The organism is Bradyrhizobium sp. WSM471, from assembly GCF_000244915.1.
Classification (GTDB): Bacteria; Pseudomonadota; Alphaproteobacteria; order Rhizobiales; family Xanthobacteraceae; genus Bradyrhizobium.
This window is the reverse complement of sequence record NZ_CM001442.1, coordinates 5,822,254-5,844,448: the sequence shown is the minus strand read 5'-3', so window position 1 is coordinate 5,844,448 and position 22,195 is coordinate 5,822,254. Positions and strand designations below refer to the sequence as shown.

Sequence of the window (22,195 nt, the reverse complement as noted above, 5' to 3'; positions counted from 1 at the left end):
GCGCTGATCGTGTGGATGATGCGCGAGGGAATACCGGGAGACTGCTCCCATGCTGAAGGACGGCACCTACGCCGCCTGGTACAAGACACCGCTCGATCAGGGGACCGGGATCGTCCACGTCGCAGACGGACAGATCTGGGCCTGCGACAGTCTGATGACCTATCACGGCTCTTGCAAGATCGACGGAGATCGCTTCACCGCCACCGTGTCGACGAAGCGCCACACCGACGGACGCGCAACGGTGTTCGGCGTCGATGATGAGCTCACGCTGGATATCGAGGGAAACTGCCCGGGCAAGGTCGCGACCTACACGGCGACGGCAGTGCAGGTGCCGGGAATGGTCCTCCAGGGTACGCTGATTTTGACGGAACAGCAGACGCCCGCACCTGAACGAAGCCGGCAGATGCCGCCGTTCAATCCCGACAAGCTGCCAAAGTTGCCGAAGCGCTCGCGCTGATCGCGGACGCCACCGTCATCAAGCAGATCACTGCGAATACGAAAGCTGATCTTCCGTGACGACTCGCTCGATTTTCTCCGACTTGCACTTGATGCGGTATCGGAGACGTCCATCGGCCTCGATGGGCATATGCTGGACGATGGTGTAAATCATCGGTGGCTCAGTTGCGGCACGTCCTTGCGGGCCTTGCGGCTGGTGGCGAACGTCTTCATTCAGCTTGTAGGCATACGACATATATCTACCTCGAAATTCACAGTGGCTCTGACGTGGGGTCAGTCGTTGTATCCCTGGCAGGACAGGCGCTTGGTCAAGCGGAAGAGGTCACCACAGTCCCATGCGGTCAAATCGCGTCATAAGTCAGTCGTTCCCTTGCTTGACCGGTGCAGACAGACAATCGCCCAGAGCGGAGCGGCGATGGCGCACCATACGCCATATTTGCGAACTTTGGTCGTAATTTCCGAGCGGTTTATGGCATTCTGTGAGCCTACGGGCCTTCGTATCGAGGGAACTGACAACTTCCTCGCCGGATTGGGCTGGAATTCAAATCACGGCGGGGCTGGTATTTCGGCTTTGGGGTAGCTCTGCCGACGATCGCCGTGGCCCCTTTCGGACAACTTTGTCGCATTCTGCAATCCTGCATCCTCGGCCCTCGGCTCGCCCGCTTCTCAAACGACCCGCGATTCGCCATGGTGCCGCCGCAAGAGCATCACCCCGGAGCAGGATCAATGTCGGACAAGGTCTCGCGTCGCCAGTTCGCCACGCTGGCGGGATTGTCCGCAGCCGGAATCGCCAATCCTCTCGAGGTCACGGACGCCAAGCCCGCATCGCCGCCGCGGAACGTGGACGGCTTTCCGGCGGGCTTCGTCTGGGGCACGGCGACTTCGTCCTATCAGGTCGAGGGCGCGGTCAACGAGGACGGGCGAGGGGCCTCGATCTGGGACAAGTTCGTTCGCATCCCCGGCAAGATCGAGGACGGCACCACCGGCGACCGCGCCAACGAGCACTATTACCGCTACAAGGAGGACATCGCGCTCATCAGGGAGCTCGGTTGCAAGGCCTATCGCTTCTCGGTGGCCTGGCCGCGGCTGTTTCCGGACGGCGACGGCAAGCCCAACCCGAAGGGGCTCGACTTCTACAACCGCCTGGTCGACGAACTCCTCAAGAACGGTATCGAGCCGTGGCTGACGCTCTATCATTGGGACCTGCCGCAATCGCTCCAGGACCGGTTTGGCGGCTGGCGATCGACGGAGACCTGCAGGATCTTCGGCGATTACGCGGCCTATGTCGCCGAGCACCTGACCGATCGCGTCAAGAACGTCTTCACACTGAACGAGAGCGGTCGCTTCGTCCATTTCGGCTACGGCATCGGCATCGACGCGCCGGGCGTGACGCTGCCGCAGGCCGAGGTCAACCAGATCAGGCACAACAGCGCGCTCGCGCACGGGCTCGCAGTGCAGGCGGTGCGCGCCCATGGCCGCCGCGGCACCAGGGTGGGACCGGCCGAGAACATCGATGCCTGCGCGCCCGCGATCGACACGCCGGAGAACGTCCGTGCCGCCGAGATCGCGCTGCGCGAGATGAACGCGGGCTATCTCAACGTCATCATGACGGGCCAGTATACCGATGCCTTCCTGAAGTTCGCCGGGCGCGCTGCGCCGAAATACACCGATGCGGAGCTGAAGATCATCTCTTCGCCGGTCGATTTCCTCGGCCTCAACATCTACGCGCCACAGAACTACGTGGTGGCCTCCGACCAGGGTGCGGGCTTCATGCCGCTGCCGATCCCGAAATCGTTCCCGCACATGAATTCGGACTGGCTGCGCGTCGGCCCCGAGACGATCTACTGGGTGCCGAAGCTGGCGGCGAAGATCTGGAAGACAGATGCGATCTATATCAGCGAGAACGGCACCTCCGGCGAAGACGCCGTGACGCCCGATGGCAAGATCTACGACACCGACCGCATCATGTATTTGCGCAACTACCTCGCCCAGCTCCAGCGCGCTACCGCCGAAGGCGTGCCGGTGCGCGGCTATTTCCTCTGGAGCCTGATGGACAATTTTGAATGGGTGTTCGGGCTCAACAAGCGCTTTGGGCTCTACCACGTCAATTTCGACACCCAGGCGCGCACGCCGAAACTCAGCGCCAGCTTCTACCGCAACGTGATCGCGAAGAACGCGGCGGGGGCGTAGCGGCGTCTCTTCGCCTCTCCCGCTTGCGGGGAGAGGCCGGATTTTACGCGCAGCGGAAAATCCGGGTGAGGGGGAGTCTCCGCGAGTCCGTCTGTCACCGTCTTTGTTGAGGCAGCCCCTCACCCCAACCCTCTCCCCGTAAGAACGGGGAGAGGGAGTGCAGCGCCGCGCATTGACTCCACTCTCTGCCTTATTCAAAACCGTCCTCAACCATTCATAACAAGAGGACACGCCAATGACCGACGCACTCATCATCGATGCCTGCCGGACCCCGCGGGGCGTCGGCAAGGCCGGCAAGGGGGCGCTCTCCGGCATTCATCCGCAGCAGCTCGGAGCAACCGTGCTGCGTGCGCTCGCGACGCGCACCGGCATCGACACCGCCGACGTCGACGACATCATCTGGGGCTGCAGCGCGCAGGTCGCAACGCAAGGCGGCGATCTCGGCCGCATGTCGGCGCTGGACGCCGGCTACGACGTGCGCGCCAGTGCCGTGACGCTCGACCGCTTCTGCGGCTCCGGCATCACCAGCGTCAACATGGCCGCAAGCTCGATCATGGCGGGCGCGGAAGATCTCGTCGTCGCCGGCGGCTGCGAGATGATGTCGATGGAAGGACGCCGCGGCGGTGGCCCGATGATGATGGACAACGGCAATCTGCGCCTGCGTGCGCGGCATCCGCAGTCGCATCAGGGCGTCTGCGCCGACGCGATCGCGACGCTGGAGGGCATCACGCGCAGGGACGTCGACGCGCTCGGCCTCGAAAGCCAGAAGCGTGCCGCGCATGCGATCGCGAACGGCCACTTCAAGAAGAGCCTCGTGCCGGTGCATCGCGAGGACGGCAGCCTCGCGCTCGACCATGACGAATATCCGCGGCCGCAGACCACGATGGAAGGGCTGAGCGCTTTGAAGCCTGCATTCCCCGCGGTCGCCGACCATGCGCTCGACGACAAGGGCACGACCTATCGCGGTCTGATCCTGCAGAAGTACCCCGACCTCGAGATCGATTTCATGCACCACGCCGGCAATTCGTCCGGCGTCGTCGACGGCGCCGCCGCGATCCTTCTGGCGTCGCCCGCTTACGCCAGGGCGCACGGCCTGAAGCCGCGCGCCCGCGTCGTCGCAATGGCGAACATGGGGGACTCGCCGACGCTGATGCTGAACGCGCCGGTGCCGGCCACGCGCAAGGTGCTGGCGAAGGCGGGGTTGACCATCGACGACATCGACCTGTTCGAGATCAACGAGGCCTTTGCCGTGGTTGCGGAAAAATACATCCGCGACCTCAAGCTCGACCGCGCCAAGGTCAACGTCAATGGCGGCTCGATCGCGCTCGGCCATCCCATCGGCGCCACCGGCTCGATCCTGATCGGCACCGTGCTCGACGAGCTCGAACGGCGCGACTTGAAGCGCGGTCTCGTCACCATGTGCGCGGCCGGTGGCATGGCCCCGGCCGTCATCATCGAACGTATCTAGCGCGAGCGAAGCTCGTCGCGCTCCTTAGAAATAAGGGAGAGAAAGTACCCGCCATCGCCGCATCACGACGATCTAGCCTTATTTTTCAGGGTGAATCGCGGCCGGCTTTCGACAAAGAGGCCGGTCGTCGCTTGTCGAAAGCATCGAATCAGCTTTAGCAAGGCTGCGTGCGGGCCTTTGAAACAAGGTAAAATCCGCTGCCTGAGGCTTCTCCCGCTCCGGAAGTGGCTAAAAAGCAGGGTTTTTTGCCACAGAGGGCCAAAAAAGCCCGTAAAACCCCGACAAAACTGTGCAGAAGGCTATAGGCCTTCACCGGTTGGTCTAATATGCAGCCGTCAACGAATCAGAGGAGACACGATGGCCACCCAAATGTCGAAATCGCAGCTGATCGAAAAGATCGCGACCACCACCGAGCTTTCCAAGCGTGACGTCAAGAGCGTCATGGAGACGCTGACCGACGTCGGCCACAAGGAGCTCAAGAAGAACGGCCTGTTCCTGGTGCCGGGCTTCGCCAAGTTCGTGGTCATCAAGAAGCCCGCGACCAAGGCACGCAAGGGCACCAACCCGTTCACGGGCGAAGAGATGATGTTCAAGGCCAAGCCGGCCCGCAAGATCGTCCGCGCCCGCCCGGTCAAGGCCGCCAAGGACGCCGTGGGCTAACAACGCAAAGGCCCCCTCGCGTGGAGGGGGCCTTTTGTTCGGGGCTGTCGCGAGGACTTGAGACGGAGGGCTCAACCCTTGCGGCGCTTCACGCGGACCGGGATCGGCTGAAGCCGCGGTCCTGATGCCGCCAGCGCATCGCGAACCCCGTCGATGGCGCGATCGAGCAACTGGCGCAGCCGTTGCGTTGTCCGCGATCGCTTCGCTCTTTCCAGCAGTTTTTTCATCGCATTCACTCCGCCGCTTCGACCTTGGCCTCGATCTTGGCCTCGGCCGGCTCGAGCGCCGCGGCGATGGCTTCGTCGACGCGCTCAAGCCAGATGAATTCGAGGTTATCCCGCGCGCTCTGCGGGATGTCGTCATAGTCTCGCTTGTTGCGCGCCGGCAGCATCACCCGCTTCAGGCCAGCGGCCGCAGCCGCCACCACCTTCTCCTTGATGCCGCCGACCGGCAGCACCAGGCCGCGCAGCGAGATCTCGCCGGTCATGGCGGTGTCGCTGCGCACCGTGCGATTGGTGAGCAGGGACGTCAGCGCCGTGAACATCGCGACGCCCGCGCTCGGCCCGTCCTTCGGGGTCGCGCCTGCGGGCACGTGAACGTGGATGTCGCTCTTTTCGAACAGCTGCGGATCGATGCCGAGCTGCGTGGCCTTACTCTTCACCAGCGTCATCGCAGCCTGCACGCTCTCGCGCATGACCTCACCGAGCTGGCCGGTCAGGATCATGCCGCCGCGGCCTGATACTCGCGACGCCTCGATGAACAGGATGTCGCCGCCGACCGGCGTCCAAGCGAGGCCGGTGGCCACGCCTGGAATGCTGGTGCGCTGTGCGATCTCACCTTCGAAGCGCGGCTGGCCGAGCACGGTGCCGATATCCTTCGGCGTCACGACGACCTTGGCAGCCGTGCCCTCGGCGACCTGCACGGCAGCATGGCGGAACAGCTTTCCGATCTCCCGCTCCAGGTTACGCACGCCGGCTTCGCGGGTGTAGCCCTTGACCACCAGCTTCAGCGCCTCCGGCTCGATCTCGGCCTGCTCAGCCGTCAAGCCATTGGCCTCGAGCTGCCGCCGCACCAGATAGCGCTTGGCGATCTCCAGCTTCTCTTCCTGGGTGTAGCCGGTGAGACTGATCAGCTCCATGCGGTCCAGCAGCGGACCCGGGATCTGGTCCAGCATGTTGGCGGTCGCGATGAACACCACGCGCGACAGGTCGAAGGGCACGCCCAGGTAATTGTCCCGGAATGTCCCGTTCTGCTCGGGGTCGAGCACCTCCAGCATCGCGGCGGAAGGATCGCCCTGCACGCCGCGACCCATCTTGTCGATCTCGTCCAGCATCATGACGCAGTTCCGGGCGCCCGCCTTCTTGATGCCCTGGATGATGTTGCCGGGCAGCGCGCCGATATAGGTGCGCCGATGCCCGCGGATCTCGGCCTCGTCATGCACGCCGCCGAGGCTGACGCGCACGAAGGGACGATCCATCGCGCGTGCGATGGACTGGCCGAGCGAGGTCTTGCCGACGCCGGGCGGTCCGACAAAGCACAGGATCGGCGCCTTGCCCTGCGGCGCCAGCTTGCGCACCGCCAGATATTCGATGATCCGGCTCTTGATCTTCTCCAGGCCAAAATGATCGGCGTCGAGGATGCGGCGCGCTTCCTTGATGTCGATCGGCTTCTCCGCAGGCAGCGCCCACGGCAGCTCGATCAGCCAGTCCAGGTAAGTGCGGACCATGCCGGCCTCGCCGGCGGCCTCCGGCATGCGCTCGTAGCGGCGCAGCTCCTTCTTCGCATGCGCGTCGGCCTCGGGCGGCATGTTGGCCTTGGCGATGGCAGCGGTCAGCTCGGCGACCTCGGCCGCCTTGCCGTCGCCTTCGCCGAGCTGACGCTGGATGGTCGCCATCTGCTCGCGCAGGATCGCTTCGCGCTGCCGCTCGTCGAAGCTGGCGCGGGTCTGCTGGCCGATCTCGTTGCTGATGCGCAGCACCTCCAGCCGCTCGGCCAGATGCTTCGACACCTTCTCGACGCGCAAGGCGAGGTCGATGGTCTCCAGCACCTCCTGCTTGTCCTGCGGCTTGATGTCCATGAACGAGGTCGCCAGATCCGCCAGCGCGCCGGGCGCGGTGGTGCCCTGGAACATCGCGATCAGTTCGGGCGGCGCCTGCGGCAGCAGCTCGATCGCCTCGATGGCCTGGCGCTGCAGGTTCAGCCCGCGGGCCTCGATCTCGGGCGTGCTCGTGGTCGGCTCCGGAATCTGCTGGATCCGCGCGGCCGGGAACGGCGTCCCCGGCAGGAAGTCGAGGATGCGCGCGCGCTGCACGCCCTGGCAGACGATGTGATGGGTGCCGTCGGGCGCGGTGATGTAGCGCACGATGTTGGCGATGGTCGCGACCCGATAGAGGTCGTCCGGTCCGGGCTCCTCGGTCTCGGGGCTGCGTTGCAGGACGATGCCGACCGGCCGCTGCTCGCGCAGCGCCTGTTGCGCGGCGGCGACCGACTTCGGCCGCGCGATCGCGATCGGCGCGATGGCGCCGGGGAATAGCACCATCTCACGCACGGGAATGATGATCAGCGCGTCTTCGGGAATCTTCACGTCGGAATTGCTCTGGGGATTGGTCGGTGCGGTATTCATTGGTTCGGTGGCCATGATCGACCTCAGGATTTGGCGAGGCGCAGCGCGACGCAGCCGTCCATCACGAAGCGGCTGATGGCGTAGCGGCCAACGGGCAATGCAATGCGGCGCTCAAAACGCCCCTGCGGCAGTTCGAGCCGGTGGATGCGGGCGTTGCGAAGCTCCGGCGGAAGGGTGCGCTGGCCGGAGATGACGAGCACGCCGTCATGGATGACAGTCTCGACATTGTCGGGATTGACGCCGGGAAGCGCGACCAGGATTAGGAGCTCATGCTCGGTTTCGAGCACGTCGATCGGTGGCTCCCAGCAGGCGTCCTGCCGGCCGAACTGCTGGCGCAGCCGTTCGGCGCGGGTCAGCGAGTCCAGGGCTTCGGACAGCATCCAGTCGAGGGGATTTTTGGGTTGCATGATGCGGGCTCGGCGGTGGGGAACGCTGAATATGGGGCCGGTTCCCCAGAATTCCAGCCCGGCGGCGCGGAGGTGCCATGCGGATCGTGCGATCCGAAAACACAAGCGCCGCGGCCTTCCGGCCGCGGCGTTTCGTCGTCACGCCACGTGTGGCTCAGGCCGCTTGGCGGTATTCCTCTTCCGCCTCGAGGTTGATCACGGAGGTGGCAAGCTCGGTCAGCGTGTGATCGGTCGCCTCTTCCTCGTCCAGCGTCGCCTGGAGCAGCCTTGCGGCGTCCTGCATGCCGAGCTCCTCGGCCCAGGTGCGCAGCGTGCCGTAGCGGGAGATTTCGTAATGCTCGACCGCTTGCGCGGCTGCGAGCAGGCCGGCGTCCAGCGCAGGAGCGTTCTTGAACTCCTTCATGATCTCGGCGCCTTCGTCGGTGATGCCGTTGATCGCCTCGCAAGGCTTGCCGCGGGCCGGCTTGCCAAGCATCTTGAAGATCTGGTCGAGACGTTTGACCTGGCCCTGGGTCTCGCGCAAATGCTTGTTGAAAGCCGCCGCGAGCTCCTTCGAGTTGGCAGCCTTGGCCATCTTGGGCAAGGTCTTGATGATCTTGTTCTCGGCGAAATAGATATCCTTGAGCGTTTCCAGGAATAGGTCGCTCAACATCTTCGGCGCCTGACGGGCGCGGCCCGTCGACGATTTCTTGGTTGTGCGCTTCTTCGCTTTCTTGGCCATAAATCCTCCTGTCGAGGTGACACGGGAAGGCATCGCCTTCCTCAATCCTCAGGCGATCCAAGCCTTTAGGTGAACGAAAGTTCCAAACGGCAAGCTGCACTCGCCGCGTCGCTCAGGTCGGACGCTTGTACGGGTCTTCCTGGCGCTGCCGCTCCTCGGTGTTGCGGTCGAGCTGCGCGCGCTCGCGGCGCCGCAGACGGCCCGCCTTCGCCACGCCGTAGACGAGGACCCCACCGAGCACGAAGGCTCCGATGAACCAGAGCCAGAGCAGGTTGCCCGAAAGGTGGCCCAGCAACATTCCAATTCCACTGTCGCTCATTGTGCATCTCCGGTGATCTTCAAAGCGGTTCTGCCGGGCTAAGTCAGTCCGCCAGCCATCGTTCCTGTGTCCAGGGAGCCCACCGAGACATGATTGATTTCTCCCTGTCCGCGTTCGTCACGTTGCTGCTGGTGGTCGATCCCGTGGGCCTTGCGCCCGCCTTCCTCGCCGCGACCGGAGGCATGCCCGACAAGACCAAACGCACCATCGCGCTACGCGCGCCGCTGATTGCGGCGTCGATCCTGGTGGTGATTGCCTTGATCGGAAACTGGCTGCTGCGCCAGCTCGGGATCGGCATCCCCGCCTTCCAGATCGCCGGCGGACTGCTGCTGTTCGGCGTGTCCTACCAGATGATCTTCGGCGACCGTCCGCATCGCGAGGCCCGCGAGGCCGACAAGGCGAGCTCCGAGCATGCCTCCGACGTCGCGGTATTCCCGCTGGCGATCCCGATGATGGCCGGTCCCGGCGCGATCGCGACCACGCTGCTCCTGACGGGCGATGCCGGCTACGGGCCGAGGCTCGCGATCATCATCGCGGTCGTCCTCGCCGTGTGCCTGCTCTGCATGCTCTGCTTTGTCTTCGCGAACATGATCGCGCGGAGCCTTGGGCGCACCGGCAACGCCGTCCTCTCGCGCGTGCTCGGCATGCTGCTCGCGGCCTATTCGGTGCAGTTCGTGATCAACGGCATCGCGGCGGTCCGGGCGAGCTTGTCATAGAGCTGCGACAATCTGTTAATGCGTTGATTTTCATGTTTATTTCATGATGCCATGAAGCGGCTGACGGGATCGCGCGTGATCCGGTCCGCTTTCTCTTGCGCTGCCATATTGCTTGACGTACTCCCCGTCTGACAGGCGCCCATCGTCAGGAAATCGAGATGTCGATGACAGCGGACGAGCTCGACAAGAGACAGGCCATCATCGGCGCCTGCCGCCGCATGAATACGCTCGGCATCAACCAGGGCACCTCGGGCAATATCAGCGTCCGGCATGTGGACGGGCTTCTGATCACGCCGACCAGCGTGCCCTACGACGCCATGACGCCGGACCAGATCGTGTTCATGACGATGAACGGCTCGCACTCGCCCGATCAGAAGCCGTCCAGCGAGTGGCGCTTCCACCTCGACATTCTGAAGGCCCGGCCAGACGTCAACGCTGTCGTCCACGCCCATCCGACCTATTGCACCATCCTGGCGATCATGGGCCTGGAGATCCCGCCCGTGCACTACATGATCGCGGCCGCCGGCGGCGACAGCATCCGCTGCGCGCCCTATGCCACATTCGGAATGGCAGAGCTGTCCGAACATGCCGTGCGGGCGCTGGAGGGCCGGCTTGCCTGCCTGCTCGACCATCACGGCATGATCGCGGTCGGCAAGTCGCTGGACAAGGCGATGTGGCTCGCCGTCGAGGTCGAGACGCTGGCGCGGCAATATCACGGCTGTCTCCAGATCGGAGAGCCGCCGCTGCTGTCGGGCGCCGAGATCGAGCGGGTCCGCCAGAGCATGTCCGGCTACGGCATGTCGGAAGAGTAGGGCGGGCCGAAAGTGTTCCTGCGGATCAGACATCTCGCCGACCGCAAGGGGACGAACCGTGTCATGGTTCGGCTGCGGGCGCTGCTGCGCAGCAACGAATTCTATCTGATCCCGCTGGCGCTGGTGATCGGCACGCTCGCCGGCGCCATCGTGACGCTGATGGCCGAGATTGCGCAGATTGCCCATATGGTGATCTACGGCATTCCCATCGACGTCCGCCTGTCCGCCAATACCAGCGTCAGTCCCTGGGCCGCGCTGATCGCGCCTGCGCTGGGTGGATTGGCGCTCGGTATCATGGAATGGTGGCGGCGACGGCTGAAGCTCTCCAGCGCGGTCGATCCGATCGAGGCGAACGCGCTGCGTGGCGGAAATCTGTCGATGCGCGACAGCGTGGTGGTGTCCAGCCAGACGCTGATCTCGAACGGCTGCGGCGCCTCCGTCGGCCTCGAGGCCGGCTATACCCAGATCGGCTCGGGCATCGCCTCGCTGCTCGGCAAGTTCTTCAATCTGCGCCGCAACGATCTGCGCCTGATTGTCGGCTGCGGCGCCGCTGCGGCGATCGCGGCCGCCTTCGGTGCACCGATCACCGGGGCCTTCTACGCCTGCGAGCTGATCGTCGGCGTCTATTCCGTCGGCAGCGCCGCGCCGATCCTCGCCGCCTCGCTCGCCGGTGCGCTGACCGCGCAATGGCTCGGCGGCGCGCCATACTCGCTCGAAATCCCCAAGGTGAGCGCCGTCGGCGTCGAGCAATATCTGGCGCTGATCGGGCTCGCGCTCGTCACCAGCGGCGTCGGCATCGCCGTGATGCGCTCGTCCTCGATGTTCGAACGCCTGTTCAAATGGTTGCCGGTCTGGCTGCGCCCGGTGATCGGCGGGCTCATCGTCGGCGGCTTTGCGATTGTCACGCCGCAGGTGCTGGCGGCCGGCCACGGCGCCATGGTGCTCGATCTCTTTCACGACATGACGATCGGTCTGATTGCGCTGATCATCGCCCTGAAAGTGACGGCCTGCCTGATCTCGCTTGCCTCCGGCTTCCGCGGCGGGCTGTTCTTTGCCTCGCTGTTCGTGGGCAGCCTGATCGGAAAGTTCTTTTCCGCGGTGCTGCTCTTGATCAGCCCGAACTTCGTGATCGATCCGCTGGTCGCGATGCTGACGGGCATGGCGACGCTCGGCGTCGCCATCGTCGGCGGTCCCTTGACCATGTCGTTCCTCGTGCTCGAGATGACCCGCAACGTCGACGTCACCGCCGTGGTGCTCGCCGGCTGCATCGTCACTTCGATCTGCGTCCGCTTCATGTTCGGACACTCCTTCTCGACCTGGCGCCTGCATCTGCGCGGCGAGACCATCCGCAGCGCCAACGACGTCGGCTGGCTGCGCAACCTCACCGTCGAGCGGCTGATGCGCTCCGATGTCGGCAAGGTGCCGTCGACCACGACGATCGCCGCGGTCCGCCGCGAATTCGCGCTGGGCTCGCGGCCCGGGATCGTCATCGTCAACAATGCGGACGAATATGTCGGCCTCGTCCTGCTGCCCGACCTGTTCTCGGGCGACCTCGACAGCATCGCCGACGAGATCCAGGTGATCGAGCTCGCCCGCCTGACCGAGATCGTGCTGATCCCGGAAATGAACGTGAAGTCGGCGATGGCGGTGTTCGACGAAGCGGAGGCCGAGATGCTGGCAGTGGTCGATTCCACCGACAGCCGCAAGGTGGTCGGCTTCCTCACCGAGACCTTCGCCCGGCGCCGCTATGTCGAGGAGATCGACAAGGCGACGCGCGGCGTACTCGGCGCGCTGTCGTAAGGTCATGCGGACGCGGGACGGCGTGCGTCATGCGCCGCCGTCCGCGCCTGCTATCGGCCTGGCTGCCAGGGAGCAGCGACAACGCAAGCCACGATCCGACGGACCAGTGGCAGCACCATCAGCAACGTGGGAAAGGCGACCAGCCATGACAGCGCCCAGGCGTCCGGCCAGGTTGCGATGAACGCCGGCGTTGCGCCGAGGCTTCGAAGGGTGGAAATGACCGACACCACGGCCGTCATGAGGATGGACAGCACGAATGGCATCACGACCGGCGCATAGCGCGCCGGCAGTTTGCGAACCGCAATCATCTGATTTTCTCTTTGGAATAGAGCGCGTCAGTCACGGTGAACCCAAGAATGGCATCGATCCCGACGGCGTCGGTTGATGCGTTGGTTCACGTAAAACGCTTACGGCGACCGAAAAACGGTCGCGTCTGTTCATTATCCGCTCATGTTGGATGGTGCAAGCTGGACCTGGACGTTCGGCTTACAATCGTTCAAAGCGTGGCAGATTGCCGCGATCACGAAACCATTTCAGTGGTTTGCGCATTAAGTCTTGTTTGATGATGTCGCTTTGAGCAGAACATGGGAAGGTCAAGATGAATAAGGTTCCGACGATTTCTGCAGCCGGCCGCAACGTTGTGTTGGCAGCTTTCGCAAGTCTTGTTCTGATTTCGGCCTCTATCACGCCTTCGGCTGCCAACTCGCCCGCGCCTCCCAAGTCCGCTGCTGCGGGCTCGGCCGCTCCGGCTGCGACCGATTTCAGCGCGGCTCGCCGTCACCGCTATTATCGACGGGGTCCGAACGCTGCAGGCCTTGCCTTCATGGGCGTGGCGGCAGGTCTGATCGGCGGCGCGATCGCAGAGAGCAGGCGCCAGGAGTACTACGAGGAGCGCTATAATTACGGCCCCGGTCCTTACTACGGCGGCCAGGGATATTACGGCGGCGGTCCCTACTATGGTCCGCGTGGCTATTATCAGCCGTATTAGGCGCCTGTCCTCGCCGCAGCCTCGTTTCGCGCCAAGGGGCGGTGTTTTGCACCGCCCCTTGTTGCTTCTGCGCGAGGCGTCTCATTGCGCGACCTGTGTCGCGGGCGCGTCAATCCCCTCCGGGAAAAATATTCCACTTTACCGAAATTCGGAAATGGCGTATATGTCGCCCATCCCGGCTCATCCTTGAGGGGCGATCTTGTGGTCGTCACGTTCGCGAGCCGGGCTTGCGGTGGACGCGGCAGCGTTCGGGTGCGAGAGGCCAAGGGCAGGGCGGATTGCTCTCCGTGAGCCCATGGCTTCGTTCCGACGAGCGGCGCTGTTAGGTTCGTCTCGTCTGTAAGTTTCCGGCTCCGTCGACAGGGCTGGAAAAACTGCGGCGAAATGGCGGGCCGTGCGTACGGCAAAACCGTGTGGTCCTGGCCGTCGTTGCTACGGTCAAGCTCTTGCGGATGCGGCATGCGCGTCAACCGGCGCGGTGTCGGCGACTTTCGCTGGGGTGAGGGAGGCCAAAGAGAACTCGGCTCCCGGGAGAGCACGGCATAAGCCGTCCAACCATCGCGCAGGGAAGGCCGAGTGATTGGCACCACCTGTATGCTGCTGTGCGGTTTTCCTGCGTGTGCTTTTCGCGCAGCGGACCGCGGGTGCGAGGTCAGCACCCGGCCTTCCCTGCGCCCTCTTGGATTTGAGGGTGGAGCGACGAATCAAAACTCGGCCGAAACGCGCCGCGAGGACGCGAAGCTGTGTCTGCAAATCAAAATGCGAGCTGGAAGAGTGGCGCTGCCGCCTCATACTCCGTCATTGCGAGCGCAGCGAAAGCATTCCAGAAATGCATCCGCGGAAAATGTCTGGTTTGCTTCGTCGCAAGAGCTCCTCGCAATGACGACATGGAGGCACTTTCGGTTGATCGCGCTAGGCTTCCGGCATCACCGTCCCGCTGGTGCAGACATCGCGCCGTTGGAATAGCGCGACCAGTCGGGCCCGGTCGGCTGCGATGGCCAGAGCGCGGCGTTGGAGTCGCGAACCGACTGGGTGATGGGATGGGGTTGCGCCTTGCGGACATGACGGCGGTCGTTCGCCGCGGCAGTCTGGATGGTGGCGGCGGCAATCAGCGTCGCGCCGAGAATGATGAAAGTCTTTTGCATTGTTTCTTTCTCCCGTGACGACAGCCCGGCTGTGAGATGTGTGTTTTGTGTGGTCACCGTCGCGGCTGACATGGCGACGCGCCTAGCCGATATCAGCGCTCGCGACATCACATTGGGGCGAGCCAATTTTCTAGCCTCGGCTAAATATTCGGCAATCGCGCCCGTGGCACCGATGGACTTGACCTGCGCAATCCGGTTCAATGGGCCAAATTTGGTTTTCAGGCGACAATGATGTCGAAATATCTGCTTGTCCTTCTGCTGATCGCCTCGCCGGCCGTGGCCCAGGTCAAGCTGACCCCAAAAACATCGGCGGCGCATCCGGACCCCTGCGTGCCGATCGGGCGGACCGCGGACGGCAAGCTGGTCTACTCCATGAAATGCGAGAATCTGCCGGTGCCGCCTCCGCCGCCGCAGGCAGAACTGAGGGAGGCGCCGCAGCCCGCCGCCGAGCCGGAGCCCGAGACGCGGCGGAGTGGCGTTTTCGGCTGGTCCTACGACCGCAGGTAACGGGCCGCGCCCCTTGCGCGAAGCCCGACGGAATGCTCTTTGCCTGAAAATTCCCCGTGGGGCCATCGCCCCCGATCCAGAGAGATGAGATGACCAAACTCGTTATCCGTGCCGGCGACTTCACCTTCGATGCCCGTTTCGAGGAGCAAGCGGCGCCCAAGACTGTCGCCGCGTTCCGCAAGGCGCTGCCGTTCGAAAGTCACATCATCCACGTGCGCTGGAGCGGCGAGGGCGTGTGGATGCCGCTCGGCGACCTCGATTTCGGTGTCGGCTACGAGAACCACACCAGCTATCCCGCGCCCGGCCAGATCATCCTCTATCCCGGCGGCATCAGCGAGACCGAGATCCTGATGGCCTATGGCGGCGTGCACTTCGCGAGCAAGATGGGCCAGCTCGCCGGCAACCATTTCATCACGCTGACCTCCGGCCTGGAGAATCTGGCGACGCTCGGCAAGAGCGTGCTGTGGAAGGGCGCGCTGCCGATCCGCTTCGAGGAAGTCTGAGTGACTGGTACCCGCTACCCGCGCGATCTCCGCGGCTACGGCCGCAACCCGCCGCACCCGCAATGGCCCGGCAACGCGCGGGTCGCGGTGCAGTTCGTCGTCAATTTCGAGGAGGGCAGCGAAAACAACATCCTGCATGGCGACCCTGCCTCGGAAGCGTTTCTGTCCGACGTGCTCGGCGCACAGCCCTGGCCCGGCCAGCGCCACGCCAACATCGAATCGATGTTCGAATATGGCTCGCGCGCCGGCTTCTGGCGGCTGTGGCGGATGTTCAGCGAGCGGAAGTGGCCGACCACGGTGTTCGGTGTCGCCACAGCGCTGAAGCGCAATCCGGAAATCGTAGCTGCCATGAAGGAGGCGGGCTGGGATATCGCCAGCCACAGCCTGAAATGGATCGAGCACAAGGACATGACCGAGGCGCAGGAGCGCGCGGAGATCGCGGAAGCGATCCGCGTCCACACCGCGGCGACCGGCTCGCGGCCGCTCGGCTGGTACACCGGGCGCTCCTCGATCAACACAAACCGTCTGTTGATGGAGGAGGGCGGCTTCCTCTATCTCAGCGATTCCTATGCCGACGATCTGCCCTATTGGCTCAAGGGCGCGAGCGGCAAGCAGCTCGTCATTCCCTATACGCTCGACGCCAACGACATGCGCTTCATCAATCCGCAAGGATTTGCCGAAGGCGAGCAGTTCTTCACCTATCTGAAGGATGCCTTCGACGTGCTCTATGCCGAAGGCGAGAGCGCGCCGAAGATGATGTCGGTCGGCTTGCACTGTCGTCTCGCCGGCCGCCCCGGCCGCGCGGCGGGGCTGATCCGCTTCCTCGACTACATAGGCAAGCACGATCGCGTCTGGGTGCCGACGCGGTTGCAGATCGCACAGCATTGGCACGACAAGCTCGCGCATCTTGCCGCCGACGCATTCGAGATCGAGTGAGGACGATGTCGCAAATATCGCTGTCTGATCTCAATGCCGCCGATGAAGCCGATTTCGTTGCCGCGCTCGCCAACGTCGTTGAATATTCGCCGTGGATCGCCGGGCAACTGGCCGCGAAGCGGCCGTTCGCCGGCATCAACCAGTTGCACGCCGCGCTGATGGCGGCGATCCAGAGTGCCGAACTCGACGTGCAATTGGCGCTGATCCGGGCGCACCCGGATCTCGCCAACAAGACCCAGCGCGCGGCGGGGCTCACCGCAGAATCGACCGACGAGCAGAACAGCGCCGGCCTCGATCGGCTGTCGGAGGCCGAATACGCGGCGTTCGAGCGCGTCAACAATGCCTATCGTGCGAAGTTTGACATCCCCTATATCGTGTGCGTGCGTCGTCACACCAAGGATTCCGTGCTGCGCGATTTCGAGACGCGGTTGCGCAATATCGCCAAGACCGAGACGCGACGTGCGATCGAGGAGATTGGCCGCATCTCGGCGTTGCGGCTCGATCAACTCGTCGCAGCCGATGACAAGCTCAAGGTCCATGGCCGGCTCTCGACCCATGTGCTGGACAACCACGCCGGCAAGCCCGCACCGGGCATTCCGGTCGAGCTGGTCGAGCTCGCGAACCTCGGCGAGAGCCGCGTGATAGCGCGCGCGGTGACCAATGCGGACGGCCGCACCGATCAGCCGCTGATCGGTGGCCGCCCGCTGCCGATCGGCCGCTACGAGCTCCGGTTTAGCGTTGCCGAATATTACGCCGAGCGCAACGTGCCGCTCACCGACCCGCCGTTCCTCGACGAGATCCCGCTGCGTTTTGCGATCAGCGAGCCGGAGAGCCACTACCACGTGCCGCTGCTGGTCACGCCGTGGAGCTATTCGACCTACCGCGGCAGTTAGTTACCGAACTTCTCGTGCAGCGCCGGAAACAGCCGGTCCGGCTTGAAGGGTGGCGCCGTGAAGCGAATGCCGGTGGCATCGGCAATCGCGTTGCCGAGCGCGGCGGCGACCGGATTGTACGGACTCTCGCTCATCGACTTCGCACCCAACGGTCCGATGGTGTCCAATGTCTCGGCGAAGAAGACCTCGGTGCGGGGCACGTCGGCGAAGGAGGGCAGGTGATAGTCGCGGAATTTGGGGTTGGCGACGCGGCCGTCCGCGTCGATCACCATCTCCTCGTAGAGCGCGGCACCGAGCGCCTGCGCGACACCGCCTTCGACCTGACCGCGGCACTGCATGGGATTGGCGACGACGCCGGCGTCCGCCGCATGCACGCTCCTGAGAATCCGGAGCTCGCCGGTGCCCTTGTTCACGGCGACGCGAAAGCCCTGCACGTTGAAGCCGACCGAACGCGGCGTGCCGCCGGAATTGCCGGCGCCTGCGAACGGCTGTCCGCGTTCGCGCGCGAGCTTTGCCAGCTCCATAAAGGACATCCGCCGCACGCCACTGACGACGGCTTCGCTCGCGAGCGCGCAGCTCCCGACGTCGCAGAGCCATGCGCCGGCGGCGGCCGCCTTCAGCTCGGTTGCAAGCTGCATGGCTGCCGCATGCGTCGCCTTGCCTGCCACGAACATGCCGGCGCTGCCATAGGCGCCGGTGTCGTGGCCGCCATGGGCGGTGTCGGACTGGCGCAGGCGGATCCGGTCGACGGTGGTCGCAAGCGTCGTCGCCGCGATCTGCCGGTGCACGGTGCTGGTGCCGTTGCCGAATTCGGCGGTGCCGACGGTGAGGTCAAAGCCGCCGTCGTCGTTGAGCGTGACCATCGCATCCGCGAGATGGCCCGCCGGGGGCACCGTGTCGATCATGGTCAGCGCGATGCCCTCGCCGATCAGCCACTCCGGCGACAGGCCTGGCTGCGGGCCATCAGCCTGCATCGCGCGCTCGACGAGGTCGAGGCATTGGTCCAGCCCGTAGGAGCCGTAGTGCACGTCGTGAAATTCCGACGGCGGCGGCGATACCATGGGGTCGCCGGGCTTGACGACGTTGCGCCGGCGCATCTCGTAAGGGCTGATGCCGAGCTGCTTGGCCAGTTCGTCGATCGCGGCCTCGACCGCAATCAGTGTTTGCGGCAAGCCATAACCGCGAAACGCGCCTGCCGGCACCGTATTGGTGTAGACCGCGTGGCCGTCGACCCGCTTGTTCTGGCAATTGTAGACGCTGATGGATTCCGCGAGCGAGTGGAACATCACGGGGCCGGCGTGATTGCCGTAGGCGCCGGTGTTGGAGAGGACGTCGAGCTGGAGCGCGGTGAGCTTGCCGTCCGCGTCGGCCCCGGCCTTGACGTGGACCCGCATCGGATGCCGCGTCGAGGTTGCGATGAACTGCTCCTCGCGGGTGAGCTCCAGCTTCACCGGCCGCCCGGTCTTGAGCGCGGCGAGCGCCAGAATGTCCTCCACGAACATCTCCTGCTTGCCGCCAAAGCCGCCGCCGACGCGCTCGCAGAACACGCGGACCTTGTCCATGGGAAGCTCGAAGATATCAGACAGCGCGCGCCTAGTCAGGAACGGCACCTGCGTCGAGGTGCGGACATTGAGCACGCCGGAAGCGTCGAGCCAGGCGAGGCCGCCGTGAGTTTCCAAAGCGGCATGCTGCACACGGTGACTATGGAAGGTGCCCTCGAAGGTGGCGGCGGATGTCGCGAACGCAGCCGCCACGTCGCCGAATTCGCCATGCGTCTCCGCGGCGAGGTTGCGCTGGGCGTCGGCAACGCGGTTCGCAGTGGTGCGGTCGGGATGAATGACAGGCGCGCCGGGCGCCATCGCCTGCTCCGGATCGATCAGCGCAGGCAGAAGCTCGTAGCGGACCTTCAGCCGGCGGCATGCGTCCTCAGCGGCGGCTTCGCTGTCTGCGACCACGGCGGCGACCTTCTGGCCGATGAAGCGGATGAGGTCGTCGAGGACACGGGTGTCCTCGGGATCCATCCAGTCCTTCTCGTGCCGCGCGGTCGAGAGCAGGATCGTGGGCGCATCCTCATGCGTCAGCACCGCGTGGACGCCGGGAACGGCCAGTGCTTCCGACTTGTCGATCGCGACGATCCTCGCGTGGGCGTGCGGTGAACGGAGCAGCTTGATATGCAGCAAGCCGTCGATCTGCGTGTCGAACGTGTAGCGCGCCTTGCCGCGCACGATATCGCGGCCAGCTGGTGCCGGCAGGCTGCGGCCGAATGCGGCGCCGGCCTCGACGCTCTCCTCGATGTTGGTCTTGCCGAGCAACGCATCCTCGATCGATCGATAACCGGTGCAGCGGCAGATATTGCCCTTCAGCGCCACGCCGAGATCGGTGCGCTGCGCCTGGTTCAGCGAGGCGCAGGTCAGGATCATGCCGGCGGTGCAGAAGCCGCATTGAAAGCCCTGTGCGTCAAGGAAAGCCTGCTGCATCGGGTGCGTGCCGCCGTCTCCGCCCAGACCTTCGATCGTGGTAACGGCACGGCCGTCGGCGCGGAATGCCGGGATCAGGCAGCTATGCACCGGCTCGCCGTCCAGCAGCACGGTGCAGGCGCCGCAATCGCCGGCGTCGCAACCCTTCTTCACGCCGAAATGACCGAGCTCGCGCAGGAACGTGCGCAGGCACTGGCCGGCGCGCGGCACTTGCGAAAACGGCTTGCCGTCGACCTCGAAGCTCATGACGACGTCGCTCCGAGGAGTTCGTCGCGGATCTCTTCGGCAAGCCGCAGTGTCATGTGCTTGCGCCAGAGCGGCTTGCCGTGAATGTCGGTGTGGTACAGATCGTCCGTGATCTGCTGCGCGATGGCCTCGCGAAGTGCTTTCGCGGCGGGGGCCTCGCGAAAGGACAACCGGATTGGCCGCACTGTCGATGCGGTGACCGTGAGCGTCAGCGTGCCATCGGTATCCAGGCTGCCGATCAGAAGCGCCGCCGAACGGCCGACCGGCGCCAGCGAGATCTGGCGGAAGGCCGTACGACGCTTCAACGCGGCAATCGGAACATCGATCTGCCGGAGCAGGTCCCCCGGCGCCAGAAGGTTGTGTTGGTTGCCGGTGACGAAGTCGACGACGGGCATCATCTGTTCGCCACCGCCGGCCTTCCAGATGGTGCAGACGCCGTCCAGCGCAGCCGTGAGCGAGATCATCGGTCCTGCCGGCAGCGACATGCAGAGATTGCCGCCGACCGTCGCCGTCTTCCAGATCTTGAACGAAGCAAGGAAGGCGCGGCAGCACTGGTTGATCAGCGGCGCCGCGAACCAGTCGCGTGGGCAGACGAATCCATCGAGCTGCGCAACGGTGCAGGTGGCCGCGATGCTGAAATGGCTCTCGGTGACCGTCAGCGCCGGCCATTTCAGGTCGGTGAGATCGATGAGCCGAGTGAGTTGAACTTGCGGCTCCGAGAACAGCCAGGTGCCGCCCGCGAGCCAAGCATCACCTGGCGTCCAAACAGGCAGCTGCGCGCGCGTTTGCGGATGGGCGACCGCTGTGATGGTATTCAAGTCCATGGCGACGCCAACGCTTCCAACGAGTGAATCGAGCCAGGAGAAAGTCTTGCAAGACGAGCGCCAAGTCGCAACAACAAGTCGCAGCAAAAGTGCAATCAGGCCGGCCCCTGTCGTGCAAGCCTGTCGTCAGCGGATGTGAGGAGAAGCAGGTTGATGAGCAACGCAAAGCCGATCTGGATCAGGGATCCCCTGGCTAGCCTCGCCGATGGCGCCGAGCGCGGGATCGTGGTGAAAGGCGGCCGGATCGTCGAGCTGGTGCCGGCCGGCGCTGCGCCCGCAACCGCTGACGTCGCGGTGTTCGATGCTAGCGACCACGTCGTGCTGCCGGGCCTCATCAACACCCATCACCATTTTTACCAGACGCTGACGCGGGCGTTGCCGGCGGCGATGGACCGCGAGCTGTTTCCCTGGCTCCAGGCGCTCTACCCGGTGTGGGCGAAGCTGACGCCGGATGCGCTCGAGCTCGGCGTCACGGTGGCGATGTCCGAACTGCTGCTGTCGGGCTGCACCACCACGACGGATCATCACTACGTATTTCCGGCAGGGCTCGAAGACGCCGTCGATATCGAGGTGGCGGTGGCCAGGCGGCTGGGCGTGCGCGTACTGCTCACGCGCGGCTCGATGAACCTGTCGCAGCGCGACGGCGGTCTGCCGCCCGATAGCGTCGTGCAGGATGAGGACACCATCCTCGCGGACAGCGCGCGCGTGGTCGCCAGGCACCATCAGCGCGGTGCGGATGCGATGGTGCAGATCGCGCTCGCGCCTTGCTCGCCGTTCTCGGTGACGACATCCCTGATGCGCGCCACCGCCGATCTGGCCGAGAAGCTCGACGTGCGCCTGCATACCCATCTTGCCGAGACCGAGGACGAGAACAAATTCTGCCAGGAGATGTACGGCTGCCGTCCGCTCGACTATCTCGAACAATGCGGCTGGCTCAATGCGCGGACGTGGCTCGCCCACGGCATCTTCTTCAATGCAGACGAGATGAAGCGGCTCGGCAGGGCGAAGACAACGATCAGTCATTGCGCCTGCAGCAACCAACTCCTGGCCTCCGGCTGCTGCCCCGTCTGCGAGATGGAGGAGGCCGGTGTCGGCATCGGCATCGGCGTCGATGGCTCGGCCTCGAACGACGGATCGAACCTGATGCAGGAGGTGCGGGCCGCGTTCCTGCTGCAACGTGCCCGCTACGGAGTGACGAAGGTCAGTCACAAGGATGCGCTGCGCTGGGCCACCAAGGGCTCGGCGGCCTGCATCGGCCGGCCGGAACTCGGCGACATCGCCGTCGGTAAGACGGCCGACCTCGCGCTGTTCCGGCTCGACGAGCTACGCTTCTCCGGCCATGGCGATCCCCTGGCCGCACTTGTGCTGTGCGGGGCGCATCGGGCTGACAGAGTGATGGTGGCCGGAAAATGGGCCGTGATCGACGGGACGATCCCGGGGCTGGATGTGGCAGACCTCATCCGCCGCCACAGTTCGGCGGCGCGGGCCATGCAGGCCGGATAAT

The 22,195-nt window shown here is 64.6% G+C and carries 23 protein-coding genes; 13 read left to right on the top strand and 10 right to left on the bottom strand.

Annotated elements, in window-relative coordinates; translation table 11 throughout:
- Positions 1-49 precede the first annotated feature (49 nt).
- The gene (locus BRA471DRAFT_RS26580; protein WP_007612914.1) at positions 50-457 is read left to right on the top strand and encodes a hypothetical protein; all 408 of its coding nucleotides are present in this window, start codon (positions 50-52) and stop codon (positions 455-457) included.
- Between the two features lie 27 nt (positions 458-484).
- Here the strand turns inward: BRA471DRAFT_RS26580 and BRA471DRAFT_RS26575 are convergent, their stop codons facing one another.
- On the bottom strand, positions 485-691 hold the full coding sequence (locus BRA471DRAFT_RS26575; protein ID WP_007601421.1) for a hypothetical protein: 207 nt from the start codon (positions 689-691) through the stop codon (positions 485-487).
- A gap of 491 nt (positions 692-1,182) precedes the next feature.
- Here BRA471DRAFT_RS26575 and BRA471DRAFT_RS26570 point away from each other — a divergent pair, with 491 nt between their 5' ends.
- The 3 genes from BRA471DRAFT_RS26570 to BRA471DRAFT_RS26560 all read left to right on the top strand — a co-directional run bounded on the left by BRA471DRAFT_RS26570 (position 1,183) and on the right by BRA471DRAFT_RS26560 (position 4,774).
- Complete coding sequence (locus BRA471DRAFT_RS26570; RefSeq protein ID WP_007612912.1) at positions 1,183-2,646, top strand: GH1 family beta-glucosidase; 1,464 nt, start codon at positions 1,183-1,185, stop codon at positions 2,644-2,646.
- Positions 2,647-2,881: 235 nt separating this feature from the next.
- Entirely contained in the window at positions 2,882-4,114 is a 1,233-nt protein-coding gene (locus tag BRA471DRAFT_RS26565) for an acetyl-CoA C-acetyltransferase (protein WP_007612911.1), read from the top strand.
- Between the two features lie 357 nt (positions 4,115-4,471).
- A complete protein-coding gene (locus BRA471DRAFT_RS26560; protein ID WP_007601427.1) occupies positions 4,472-4,774 on the top strand; it encodes an HU family DNA-binding protein in 303 nt (100 codons plus the stop codon).
- Positions 4,775-4,845: 71 nt separating this feature from the next.
- Here BRA471DRAFT_RS26560 and BRA471DRAFT_RS39110 read toward each other — a convergent pair whose 3' ends face one another.
- From BRA471DRAFT_RS39110 to BRA471DRAFT_RS26540, 5 genes are all read right to left on the bottom strand, one after another.
- Complete coding sequence (locus BRA471DRAFT_RS39110) at positions 4,846-5,001, bottom strand: hypothetical protein (protein WP_007612910.1); 156 nt, start codon at positions 4,999-5,001, stop codon at positions 4,846-4,848.
- A gap of 5 nt (positions 5,002-5,006) precedes the next feature.
- Positions 5,007-7,412: an endopeptidase La gene (gene lon / locus BRA471DRAFT_RS26555; protein WP_007612909.1), complete on the bottom strand. Its 2,406-nt coding sequence runs from the start codon at positions 7,410-7,412 to the stop codon at positions 5,007-5,009.
- An 8-nt stretch (positions 7,413-7,420) separates the two neighbouring features.
- Complete coding sequence (locus tag BRA471DRAFT_RS26550; protein ID WP_007612908.1) at positions 7,421-7,804, bottom strand: Hsp20/alpha crystallin family protein; 384 nt, start codon at positions 7,802-7,804, stop codon at positions 7,421-7,423.
- A gap of 154 nt (positions 7,805-7,958) precedes the next feature.
- Positions 7,959-8,525 carry a ferritin-like domain-containing protein gene (locus tag BRA471DRAFT_RS26545; RefSeq protein WP_007612902.1) on the bottom strand — a complete coding sequence of 189 codons (567 nt, stop codon included), beginning with the start codon at positions 8,523-8,525 and terminating at the stop codon, positions 7,959-7,961.
- 112 nt (positions 8,526-8,637) lie between these two features.
- Entirely contained in the window at positions 8,638-8,844 is a 207-nt protein-coding gene (locus tag BRA471DRAFT_RS26540) for a hypothetical protein (RefSeq protein WP_007612900.1), read from the bottom strand.
- An 89-nt stretch (positions 8,845-8,933) separates the two neighbouring features.
- Here BRA471DRAFT_RS26540 and BRA471DRAFT_RS26535 point away from each other — a divergent pair, with 89 nt between their 5' ends.
- From BRA471DRAFT_RS26535 to BRA471DRAFT_RS26525, 3 genes are all read left to right on the top strand, one after another.
- Positions 8,934-9,560: a MarC family protein gene (locus BRA471DRAFT_RS26535; protein WP_007612898.1), complete on the top strand. Its 627-nt coding sequence runs from the start codon at positions 8,934-8,936 to the stop codon at positions 9,558-9,560.
- A gap of 158 nt (positions 9,561-9,718) precedes the next feature.
- Positions 9,719-10,372 (top strand): class II aldolase/adducin family protein, encoded by a 654-nt coding sequence (locus BRA471DRAFT_RS26530; protein ID WP_007612893.1) that lies wholly within the window; start codon positions 9,719-9,721, stop codon positions 10,370-10,372.
- Between the two features lie 12 nt (positions 10,373-10,384).
- On the top strand, positions 10,385-12,172 hold the full coding sequence (locus BRA471DRAFT_RS26525) for a chloride channel protein (RefSeq protein ID WP_007612892.1): 1,788 nt from the start codon (positions 10,385-10,387) through the stop codon (positions 12,170-12,172).
- Between the two features lie 50 nt (positions 12,173-12,222).
- On the opposite strand, the gene BRA471DRAFT_RS26520 is transcribed toward BRA471DRAFT_RS26525, so the two are convergent.
- Positions 12,223-12,480, bottom strand: a complete 258-nt coding sequence (locus BRA471DRAFT_RS26520) for a DUF2798 domain-containing protein (protein ID WP_007612890.1) — start codon at positions 12,478-12,480, stop codon at positions 12,223-12,225.
- Between the two features lie 290 nt (positions 12,481-12,770).
- Between BRA471DRAFT_RS26520 and BRA471DRAFT_RS26515 the strand changes: the two genes are divergently transcribed.
- Positions 12,771-13,160, top strand: a complete 390-nt coding sequence (locus tag BRA471DRAFT_RS26515; RefSeq protein WP_035974290.1) for a hypothetical protein — start codon at positions 12,771-12,773, stop codon at positions 13,158-13,160.
- 926 nt (positions 13,161-14,086) lie between these two features.
- Here the strand turns inward: BRA471DRAFT_RS26515 and BRA471DRAFT_RS26510 are convergent.
- The gene (locus BRA471DRAFT_RS26510; protein WP_007612884.1) at positions 14,087-14,305 is read right to left on the bottom strand and encodes a hypothetical protein; all 219 of its coding nucleotides are present in this window, start codon (positions 14,303-14,305) and stop codon (positions 14,087-14,089) included.
- Between the two features lie 228 nt (positions 14,306-14,533).
- Between BRA471DRAFT_RS26510 and BRA471DRAFT_RS26505 the strand changes: the two genes are divergently transcribed.
- From BRA471DRAFT_RS26505 to uraD, 4 genes are all read left to right on the top strand, one after another.
- Complete coding sequence (locus tag BRA471DRAFT_RS26505; RefSeq protein ID WP_007612882.1) at positions 14,534-14,812, top strand: hypothetical protein; 279 nt, start codon at positions 14,534-14,536, stop codon at positions 14,810-14,812.
- An 89-nt stretch (positions 14,813-14,901) separates the two neighbouring features.
- The gene (locus BRA471DRAFT_RS26500) at positions 14,902-15,315 is read left to right on the top strand and encodes a DUF3830 family protein (protein WP_007601448.1); all 414 of its coding nucleotides are present in this window, start codon (positions 14,902-14,904) and stop codon (positions 15,313-15,315) included.
- Positions 15,316-16,251, top strand: coding sequence for an allantoinase PuuE (gene puuE / locus BRA471DRAFT_RS26495; protein ID WP_007612873.1), 936 nt, complete (start codon positions 15,316-15,318; stop codon positions 16,249-16,251).
- Between the two features lie 5 nt (positions 16,252-16,256).
- Positions 16,257-17,144, top strand: coding sequence for a 2-oxo-4-hydroxy-4-carboxy-5-ureidoimidazoline decarboxylase (gene uraD / locus BRA471DRAFT_RS26490; protein ID WP_007612871.1), 888 nt, complete (start codon positions 16,257-16,259; stop codon positions 17,142-17,144).
- On the opposite strand, the gene BRA471DRAFT_RS26485 is transcribed toward uraD, so the two are convergent.
- Together BRA471DRAFT_RS26485 and BRA471DRAFT_RS26480 are read right to left on the bottom strand one after the other, a co-directional pair.
- Complete coding sequence (locus BRA471DRAFT_RS26485) at positions 17,141-19,867, bottom strand: molybdopterin-dependent oxidoreductase (protein WP_007612870.1); 2,727 nt, start codon at positions 19,865-19,867, stop codon at positions 17,141-17,143. The two genes, uraD and BRA471DRAFT_RS26485, sit on opposite strands and share 4 nt — an antisense overlap.
- A complete protein-coding gene (locus BRA471DRAFT_RS26480; RefSeq protein WP_007612868.1) occupies positions 19,864-20,691 on the bottom strand; it encodes an FAD binding domain-containing protein in 828 nt (275 codons plus the stop codon). Before BRA471DRAFT_RS26480 ends, BRA471DRAFT_RS26485 begins: the two co-directional genes overlap by 4 nt.
- Before the next feature lie 153 nt (positions 20,692-20,844).
- Here BRA471DRAFT_RS26480 and BRA471DRAFT_RS26475 point away from each other — a divergent pair, with 153 nt between their 5' ends.
- Positions 20,845-22,194: an 8-oxoguanine deaminase gene (locus tag BRA471DRAFT_RS26475; RefSeq protein WP_007612864.1), complete on the top strand. Its 1,350-nt coding sequence runs from the start codon at positions 20,845-20,847 to the stop codon at positions 22,192-22,194.
- The last annotated feature ends 1 nt before the right edge of the window (position 22,195 follow it).